Source organism: Ferruginibacter sp., from assembly GCF_031430955.1.
GTDB lineage: Bacteria > Bacteroidota > Bacteroidia > Chitinophagales > Chitinophagaceae > Ferruginibacter.
Map to the genome: position 1 here is coordinate 1 of NZ_JANPCM010000539.1, position 10,080 is coordinate 10,080.

A 10,080-nucleotide genomic window follows, 5' to 3' on the forward strand; every position below is an offset into this window, starting at 1 on the left:
CTGCAATGTCTAATTTATGGTCAGAGTTATAATCACCCATAGCCAATGCTATTGGGCCAGTAGCTGTAGTTACAGCAACAGGAACATCAAAAGTAGAAGTACTGAAGCTACTAGCAGTAGAGGCTGTATTCTTATATATATTAACAGCATTTACAGTATAAGCACCACCTAAGGTATCTGATACGCAAATAACCATTTCATTACCACCAGCATTATCAATACCCAAATTAAGTAAAAGGTGCAAATCTGGTAAAAAGTGCATTTTATAATCTAACTGTATATTACCGATAACACGGTTTACTGTTGAAGTATTATCTCTCTGCTCTAACAAACCTAATGGGTTTCTTGTACTCAACTCAACAAGATTGCCCCCTTGCAACCATTCCCAATAACCACCATTTTTACCCGTTGCATTATTAACAGGCTGTGTAGGATCAAATGTAACTGCAGCACCAATGGCACCTTCATTAGCAAATACATTATTTGTGCGGCTATATTTAAAAGCCAAATTAATGGTCAAATGGTCGTTCCAAAGTTTAGGGTTTAAGTTTAACGATGTAGATACCCTTTTAAAATTGTTTGTTTTCAGCACCCCGTCTTGGTTTAAATAACCTAATGATGCCCTGAAAGGCAACACAAAGGGTAAACCTTTTATACTTCCACTTGCGCTTATGTTATTATCAGCAGCTACAGCTGTTCTGTAAATTTGATCCTGCCAGTTAGTATTGGCAGTGCCTAATAAATTTTTGTAGCTATTATTACCAGTTGCAGCAGCATCGGCATTTATTATACTCCTTATTTGGTCTGCAGAAAGTACATCTACGTGTTTGCTTACATTGGCAAGAGAAGCCTGAGTGGTAAAATTAAATTTTACTTTTCCGCTGGTTCCTTTTTTAGTTGTTATTATTATAACGCCATTTGATGCTCTTGAACCATATAAAGCAGTAGCAGAAGCATCTTTAAGAACACTCATTGATTCAATATCATTAGGGTTAATAGTATTTAACAGATTACCAGAACCTGCAATACCATTACCTTCAACCGGCACACCATCAATTACAATTAACGGATCGTTACTGGCAAACAAAGAAGCCCCGCTGCGGATACGGATTTTACTTCCGCCACCGGCAGAGCCGCCGCCAGTTGTAACTTCTAAGCCGGCAACTTTACCCACCAGCAATTGTTCTGATGAGGCAATATTTCCTTTTTGAAAATCTTTAGCAGAAATGGATGTTACCGAACCCGTAAGGTCGCCCCTGCGTTTTGTTCCGTATGCCACTACCACCACCTCGTTTAAACGCTGGTCGGTTTGTGCAATACTTACATCAATAGAGGTTTTACCTGCTACTGCTACTTCTGTAATACTATATCCTACAGAAGTAATAACTAAAACAGCATTTGCAGGAGCATTAATTTTAAATGTACCATCTGCTGCTGTTGTTACAGCGGTTTTAGTTCCTTTTACTGTTACTGTTGCCGACAATACCGGAGAGCCGTCTTTACTGTCGGTTACTTTACCGGTAACAGCCGTTTGTGCAAATCCTGCAACGGCTATCAGCAGCATCGCAATCGTTTGCATAAAAACCCTGTAAAATTGTTTGTTGATTTTTTTCATACATGCAAGTTGTATCGTTTTTAAAAAATTAGAAAGCAGTTAGTGTTGTGTAAAATTTACACAATTGAGAATGTGTAAATTTTACGCAAAGTAAGGTATTTTTATTATAAACAAAATTTTGTTAAAAAGAATTTCTGAATTTTCCTGATTATTTAAACAGTTGCCTAAAATTCAATGTCCGTAACAGTATCATAAGACAACAGCCACTTTAATTATGCTGCAAATGGCATTTATTTTAAAAATCTATGCCTACCCATTTTTTCTTTTTCTTCTCGTATTTTTCAAAATTAAACTTGTAGAGTTTTCCGGGCCGGTGTGGAACGTCCTGCTCCATTTCGTCCAGGTCAATTAAAAAATCCATAGCAAAGAATTTTTTGCGGAAGTTCCTTCTGTCCATTTTAGTATCTAAAATAGCTTCGTATAAATTTTGCAGATCCCTTAAAGAAAATTTTTTGGGCAGAAGATTAAAACCCAGTGGGTGCTCCTGTATCCTTTTTTGCAAACGCTGGTAACAGGTATCATATATCTGTTGATGATCGAACGCAAGATCAGTTACATTTTGTATGTCGTGCCAGTGCAGTTCGTTGTCTAATATTTTTAATTTATGGTGCTGTACATTTATTAAAGAGCAGTAAGTAACTGTTACCACACGGCCTGCGGGGTGACGGCTTACTGCACCAAATGTTTCTACCTGTTCCAGGTAAACATCACTTAAGCCGGTACGTTGTTTTAATATTCTGTATGCCGCTGCATCAAGGTCTTCGTTCGGCCTTACCAAATCGCCTAACAACGACCATTTGCCTAAATATTTTTTCAGGTCACTTCTTATCAGTAATACTTTCAGTTTATTTTCATCAAAACCAAAAATTACACAGTCCACCGATAAAGCAATACCATTACTGCTTTCTACTTCGGACTGTATGGCCGTGAGTGTTTTAATATTCTTTACCTTATCTGTATTAACATCAGAAGTCATTAGAAAATATATTTAGAGTTTTAAATTTTACTTAATCTATTGCTTTATAAATTGAATGTAATATTTAAGTTTGTTTTGTTCGATCTTTAAAAAATAAACTCCCTTTACAAGCGATTTAAATTTATCGTTTAATGTTATTTTATACTGGCCTGCACTTAAACTGGCATTACACAATATCTGCAACTGCTGCCCGAACGAATTTACTAAAGTAATAATTACTTTTCCATTGCCCGGTACAATGTAATCGATTATTGCATTTGCAATAACCGGGTTGGGGGAAATTTTAATTCCCAAACCATTTTTAAGCCTTGTAATAGTACTGTTACGTGAGCTGGTTGTAAACTGTGCTGTAGTGTAATTTACTGCAGGTGCTGCAATGCAGTTGGCACTTACCCTCCAATCGTACGAAACGCCGGGTGCAAGATTATTTAGTGTAACGGAGCCTGTAGTAATTGCGGTTGCAATATTTATCCAGGTAAAAGTACCAGCTTCCCTGTACTCAACTGTATAAAAATTTCCTGCAGAAGTCGCCCAGTTTAACATGGCAGTATTAGTGGTGACTGCTGTTACATTTAATGCTGATGGTGCTGCCGGTGTTGCATTTATTACAACACTAATGGGGGTTCTGGCACTTTCGCCACAATTATTTTTTTGACTTACATAATAATTTGTTGTGCCTGCAACAGTGGTTAAAGGTGTGGGTGCGTTTGCACTTCCAGTACCGCCTGTGGCAGTAGTGTACCATGTTAAATTTGTGCCGGTTGCAGTTAAAGAAGTTGCCGTTACATTTTGGCAATAACTAACCGGGCTGGCTACTGCTGGTGCTGCAAGTATTGCTGTTATATCAACTACTATGGGTAAACGCACACTTTCGCAGCCTGAAGTTTGGCTTACATAATATGTTGTGCTGCCAGCCACAGTTGTTACAGGAGTTGGTGCAGTTGCACTACCCGTACCGCCGGTTGCTGCAGTGTACCACAATAAATTAGTACCTGTTGCACTTAATGCTGTTGCCGTTGCATTCTGGCAATAGTTAACTGGTGTTGCAGCTGTGGGTGCAAGTGTTGCGCATGCCTGTACACTTATGTATACATGATATTCACCCGGCTGTAATGTTATAGTTTGAGCAGCGGCAGTTAAATTAAAAGTCGCACCTGTTGTTCCATTAATTCCTGTACCTGTTCCGTTGCTTATATAATTTGTCCAGTCACCGGTGGTTTGAAAAGTAACTGCTTTGGTTTGCTGCACTACATCAAGATTGGCAACAACAGTTATTTTTTTACCGCCTGCATTGGGGTCGGCAATTTGAAACAGTTTAACTAATCCTCCTGCATTATTAAAGTCGTATGTAAAACTGGTATTGTTGAAAATTGCAGGATTCCCCAATCTTAATTGCAGTAAACTTTTATAAGTATCGTACAAATGTTTGCGGTTAGGGTCATCCATATATTCCCAACGAGGTGGCTTGGGCGAAAGATTTGAACCACCAAAAACCAGTGAAACATCATAACCCCTTTCTTCAAATTGCCAAATCATTTTAGGACCGGGCACTGTAAAAAATACTGATGCAGCAGCTTCTTCTCTTGCCAAAGCAGTAGCCAGTGTTTTTGCATTATAAGTACCCGATGCATTACCGAAGGTTATATTTTTGTACATGGTTCTTTCTTCGTCATGGCTTTCCATATAACCTACTTCGGCAGGATTATTAAATGCTTTTTTAGCATCGGTGTACACAATTGGAGAGATATCTGAATTAGATGCAAAACCCATGGTGCATTGATTGTACACTGCATTGTTGTTTCCCCAAAGCATAAAACCATGTGCTGCATATTCCTGTTCTTCCTGACTGGGCAGCGTGCCCAAAAATTCCAGTATCATATATGTGTTGGGATAATTTGCAATGGTGCCATTGTAATATCTTTTTAAATTGGCCACCCTGCTTGCATCGTAGTTTTCAACAGTAGTTGTATTGGTGGGTGTTTGTGTAAACCCTTTCGCCAAATCTAAACGAAAGCCATCTACTTTATATTCCGTTATCCAGTGATTAATGGACCGCTGCACTAAATACTGTGTAGCAGTTGAAGTGTGATTAAAATCGTTGAACACATTGTAAGGGTGAGGCGCTGTAACATTTAACCAGGGATTATTGGCAGCTGGCTGACTGTTGGCAGCATTCCAGTACATTTTTGCCTGCGGTGCATTATTATCGCATTGGTTATACACCACATCAAGTAAAACTGCAATACCATTTTGATGACACTTATCAATAAACTCTTTCAATTTATTTTTTGTGCCATAATATTTATCGGGTGCAAAATAAAAAGTTGGGTTATAACCCCAGCTTTCGTTGCCTGTAAATTCATTAATGGGCATTAATTCAATAGCGTTTATACCAAGGTTTTTAAAATATTGAAATGAATCTATCAAAGATTGATAACTGTGCTGTGCTGTAAAATCTCTTATCAGTAATTCATACACCATCAGATTTTTTTTATCCGGACGGGCAAAGTTATTTACCTGCCAGTTATAAGGTGCTTCGCCGGGATGTAAAACACTTACAATACCTGTTGTTAATCCTGTTGGGTAAGGTTTTAAGTTAGGGTAAGTGGTTGATGAAATAAACTGATCGTTATCTGGATCTAAAAGTTTTTGTGCATAAGGATCAGCAATTATAATACTGTTATCAATTAAATATTGATAGCCGTACTCTGTATTTGGTGTAAGACCTGTAACGGTTATCCAAAAATAATTACCATCGGGTGTTTTGTTCATTTGGTTAGAGCAGCTAACTGCCCAGTTAGAAAAATCGCCTAACACCACCACATTATTTTTACCGGGTGCGTATAAAACTAAAGTTGCTGCGGTGTTATTTGCTGCATAATTAATACCTTCCTGCACACCTGCAGGTAATGCTGCTACACTTGTTGTGGGAGCAATGTAAAAACTAAAAGAATCTTTTTTTATTCCTGTACCATCGTTGCCCTCCAGCATTACAGTTTGATTACATGCAGTGGTTATAGTTGGATTACCAGAAATGGTATTTGCGCTTGCTGCTGTATTAATTGTTGCGCCATTTAATTTTAATGTTAATGCTGCATTGGCAGATGATACTCCTGTAATATTAATGTTTCCTCCAACCGCAACACTCAATGGCTCCACCCATGGAATATAACGTGGTTCAAATGGCGGCAGATTTAATCTTACTGCGTATTCGGTATTGCCATAAACAGGAATATACATATCGCTGTTATCACTATTTACCTGCTTAAGTGTTCCCGGTGCATTTCTAAAAATGGCGGTAACTTTTTTTATGGTTTCGCCGGCAGGCACACCAAAAAAACTGCGTACATTGGTAATAGTGTATTGATATTTATTATTGCCAAGCGGTGTTGCTTTTGCTAAAGGATCAGCAGTACCCCAGGTAAATTTTACATACCTCCAGTCGGATGGACCGGTACTTAAGTTGGTAATTACACCAACATGCACATATATATTGTTTGAATTACCACTTTCAAAATTTAAAAGTCCCTGGTTGCCTTTGGTACAATCTATTGTAAAAACCAGGGTAGAATTATCAACCGGAAATTCGGGAGACCAGTTTAATAAACGTTGAGCATTGGTTGCTGTAACAATAAAAAACAGCACCGGCATAAGCAGGTATTTCTTCATAAACAAGCAATTTGAATTAATGTGTAAATCTAACACATTAATTGAGATTGCAAACTATTTTTGGGGCAATTTTTTATAAACGGTTTTTCCATTTATAAATGTTTGAGTAACAGAAGCGTTCAATAAGTTTTTTATATCGCCGCCAATTAAATCGGTATCCAATAGTATAAAATCAGCCGCTTTGCCGGTTTCCAAACTTCCTTTTTCTTTTTCTTCAAAAGATCCTTTGGCTGCCCAAATGGTCATGCCTCTTAATGTTTCTTCTGGTGATAAAGCATTTTTAATTTGAAAACCGCTATCTGGAAAACCTTTACTATCCTGCCTTGCAACAGCGGCATAAAATGTTTTAAAGGGAGAAATATCTTCTACCGGAAAATCGGTACCGAGCGGTATCCATCCGTTTTGATTGAGTAATTGTTTGTAAGCATAAGCACCTTTTATTCTTTCTGCTCCCAATCTTTGTTCGGCCCAATACATATCGCTGGTGGCATGCGTGGGCTGTACCGATGGAATGATACTGTACTTTCCAAAATAATAAAAATCATTTTTATTAACTACCTGCGCATGTTCTACTCTCCAGCGCCTGTCATTATTTTCTTTTAGCACACTTGCATATACCTGTAATATCATTCGGTTGCCACTATCGCCAATGGCATGTGTATTGGCCTGAAATTTTGAATTGTAAATCTGCGGAATAATTTTTTCGAAATAAGATCTGTCTTTTAATAAAAAACCCTGCCAGCCCGGTTTATCGCTATAAGGCTGCAACAAACATGCACCACGGCTTCCCAATGCACCATCTGCATACAACTTAAAACCATTTACATTTAGCATAGGTGTTTTGTAAGGCCCGGTTTTTAAATAGTAAGCGTAATTAGCCGAATCATCCGAAAGCATCACATTCAGTTTCATTTTTAAAGTACCTTCTTTTTGTAACGCATCTATTATATCAACATGGTTTTTATTTAAACCGCAATCAACAACAGTCGTCAAGCCCATCGCAAAGCAATTTTGTTGCGCTTCGTTTAATGCAATGGCATATTCATCTTTTGTTGGTGCAGGTACAGCTGCAAAAATTATATCTTCTGCATTGTCTATCATTATACCGGTAAGTTTTCCATCTATGGTTTCTATTGTACCGCCTGCAATGGTTTGGCCTGGTTTTACATTTGCCATTTCTATTGCTTTGGTATTAGCAATTAATGCATGGCCATCTATTCTTACTAATGCTAAGGGATTGTTTGGAAAATTGATATCTAATGAATCTTTGTTGGGGAATTCTTTTACAGTCCAATCATTTTGATCCCACCCACGACCCTGTACCCATGTACCGGGTTTTATATTTTTTGCTTTTATAAATGCTTTTACTTTATCAATACATTCCTGCCAGCTTTTGGTGCCGGTTAAATTTACCTGTTGCAAACTAAATCCGTAATTTAAAAAATGGGCGTGAGCATCTATAAAACCCGGAAAAATAAATTTACCGGCTGCATCAATCGTTTCTTCGCCTTCGTATTCTTTTAAAATTTCATCATTGGTACCAATGGCAATAATTTTTCCATCGTTTACTGCCATTGCTTCTGCAACAGAAAATTTTTCATCAACGGTATAAATTTTTGCATGATGAATAAGTAATGGTATTTTTTGGCGGAACTTACAGGAGGGGAAGGCAATAAGCAATAAGCAAGAAGCAAGAGGTAATGACGAGAAGAATTTTTTGAATGACATAAATATCTTTTTTCAAAAATACCATAAACAAACGGAGTGTTGAAAAATGTATTTAAAATTTTATTTAAATGTCCTGCTAAATTTATTTAATGAATTGTGGCATATAAAAATATCATATCACTTTTCTTATTGTTCTTTTTTGCTTCGCCAAAAAAGAATCAAATCCTTCGACTTCGCTCAGGAAGCGACCCCGAAAAAGATTACATCCCTTTTTCGGAATTGTTCCCTGATGAGGCTTTTGTACTACTGTACTTCAACATTAATAAACTGCAACGGCATTTATTTTTTTAAAAAATAAAGCACTATCTCAAAATCATTACTCCAAAAAAAGCCCCGCCAAAAAAAGCGGAGCCGTTGTATTCGTATTCACCATTTCTTATTATTTTCCGCCGCCACCTCTGTTACCACGCTGCGGTCTTGTTGATGGTTCAATAGCATCTTTCCAAATTTTCATTTGATCTGCAGTAAGTATTTCTTTTAACTTAGCATCTCTTTCATCATTCATTTTTTGTCTTGCTGCCATCATTGCATCACGGTCCATTTGTCCGCCACCGGCTCTCATCTCTTCCATTTTTTTATCCGATTCTTTAAACGAATTTAAAAAGATCTCATCTACCTGTTTCATTTTAGCAGCATCTAATTTAAAGGCGCTGTCTAATTTTTCGTGAATGGGTTTTAATCTTTCTTCGGGTGTACGGCGCTGAAAATTGCCACCGCCCTGTGCATTTACGGCAGTAATGCTGAACATAGCTGCAACAGCTGCCAACAGAATTTGTTTTTTCATGTTTACGTTTTTATTTTTTTTGATAAAATTTAGTTTATTTTTTTTCGTCAGGTTTTTTCTTTTTATTCCATATTTTATAAAACAGCGAATCAAATTTTGGTTGCTGTTCTGCAGTACAAATTTTTCTAATGGTGGCAAAATGATTCATCATGTGTAACTCCATCATTTTTTGTTTTTCGGCAGATTGGTTTATTACAACAGCAATGGCAGAATCACTAAAACCCCTTGTACCCAATTCCTTAAATTGTTCTTCTTTACTATTTTTCAAGGCTTCAATATCAGCTTTCATTTTTTCTTTTCGTTGCTTACTAAGGGTATCATATTGCTCCAGCTGTGCGTCATTAAACCCAATTTCTTTTTGTAAAAAATCCCTCATCATTGCACCCCTGTCGTAGCCGCCACGGTTGCCACCCCTTCTCCCTTCATCTTTATTACCCATAAAAAAGAAGAGCATGGCAATATTTGTAACCAGCAATATGCCGATTATTAAAAGATATAATTTACTTTTTGTTTGTGTACTCATTATTATGGTTCTATATTTTCTATGTAGTTTAATACTGTTGTGGAACTGCTGTATTCATCAACAGCTGCATATTGTTCGTCTGCCGCTGCTGCAGTTTTACCGGGATAATTATAAGTAACCACTGTTGCATTAATGGCTATTACCAAACAAAGGCCCACCAGTGCAATTGCAGGCTTGCTTATAAAACGTAAAGCATTATCCCAGCCGCTTTCTTTTTCATTTTGCATCCTTGCGTTTAATCTTGTTAAAAGATATGGTTTAGGTGTTGCCCTTGCAGCATCATCCAAACTGTTTAATGCATCATGAATGAGTTTGTTGATGTGTTCGTGATTGTCCATGGTATTAAAAATTATTTTCTTCGTAATACTGTTTCAATGTTTTTCTTAAATTTCCTTTTGCCCTTGCAATTAAAGATTCTACGGCTGTTAGCGAAATATCCATAATAGCTGCAATATCCTGATATTTTTGAGCTTCCAGTTTATGCAGTGTAAATGCAATGCGCTGGTTGCCGGGTAACTGTTCCATTGCCTTAAATAATTCGCCTGCTCTTTCTTTATTTTCCATTACCACACCAGGGTGATTAAATTCTTCGGGGTGTAACTCTTCTTCGCTGGCAGCACCAAATAAACTTTGTACAAATGCAAAACGTTTTTTTCTTTTCTTTTTCTTGATATGATCCAGCGATTTTGAAATTACAATGCGGTACAGCCACGTTGAAAATTTAGATTCGCCTTTAAAAGAACTTACTGACTGGTACACCTGTATAAAAACATCCTGCGTAATAT

At 37.3% G+C, this 10,080-nt stretch carries 8 protein-coding genes; all 8 read right to left on the bottom strand.

The features are described from left to right. Positions 1-1,615 (bottom strand): TonB-dependent receptor plug domain-containing protein (locus ACY65O_RS15130; protein ID WP_462221697.1); only part of this gene is annotated, 1,615 nt, incomplete at its 3' end. A 235-nt stretch (positions 1,616-1,850) separates the two neighbouring features. Next, positions 1,851-2,591, bottom strand: coding sequence for an NUDIX hydrolase (locus ACY65O_RS15135; RefSeq protein ID WP_462221698.1), 741 nt, complete (start codon positions 2,589-2,591; stop codon positions 1,851-1,853). Positions 2,592-2,627: 36 nt separating this feature from the next. Then, positions 2,628-6,260, bottom strand: coding sequence for an alpha-amylase family glycosyl hydrolase (locus ACY65O_RS15140; RefSeq protein ID WP_462221699.1), 3,633 nt, complete (start codon positions 6,258-6,260; stop codon positions 2,628-2,630). 54 nt (positions 6,261-6,314) lie between these two features. Beyond that, positions 6,315-7,988: an amidohydrolase gene (locus tag ACY65O_RS15145; RefSeq protein WP_462221700.1), complete on the bottom strand. Its 1,674-nt coding sequence runs from the start codon at positions 7,986-7,988 to the stop codon at positions 6,315-6,317. Positions 7,989-8,367: 379 nt separating this feature from the next. Further along, positions 8,368-8,772: a hypothetical protein gene (locus tag ACY65O_RS15150; protein ID WP_462221701.1), complete on the bottom strand. Its 405-nt coding sequence runs from the start codon at positions 8,770-8,772 to the stop codon at positions 8,368-8,370. Positions 8,773-8,806: 34 nt separating this feature from the next. Continuing rightward, a complete protein-coding gene (locus ACY65O_RS15155; RefSeq protein ID WP_462221702.1) occupies positions 8,807-9,295 on the bottom strand; it encodes a Spy/CpxP family protein refolding chaperone in 489 nt (162 codons plus the stop codon). A 2-nt stretch (positions 9,296-9,297) separates the two neighbouring features. Further along, positions 9,298-9,633 (bottom strand): hypothetical protein, encoded by a 336-nt coding sequence (locus tag ACY65O_RS15160; RefSeq protein ID WP_462221703.1) that lies wholly within the window; start codon positions 9,631-9,633, stop codon positions 9,298-9,300. A gap of 4 nt (positions 9,634-9,637) precedes the next feature. Then, on the bottom strand, positions 9,638-10,080 hold a 443-nt coding region (locus ACY65O_RS15165), incomplete at its 5' end, for an RNA polymerase sigma factor (RefSeq protein ID WP_462221704.1).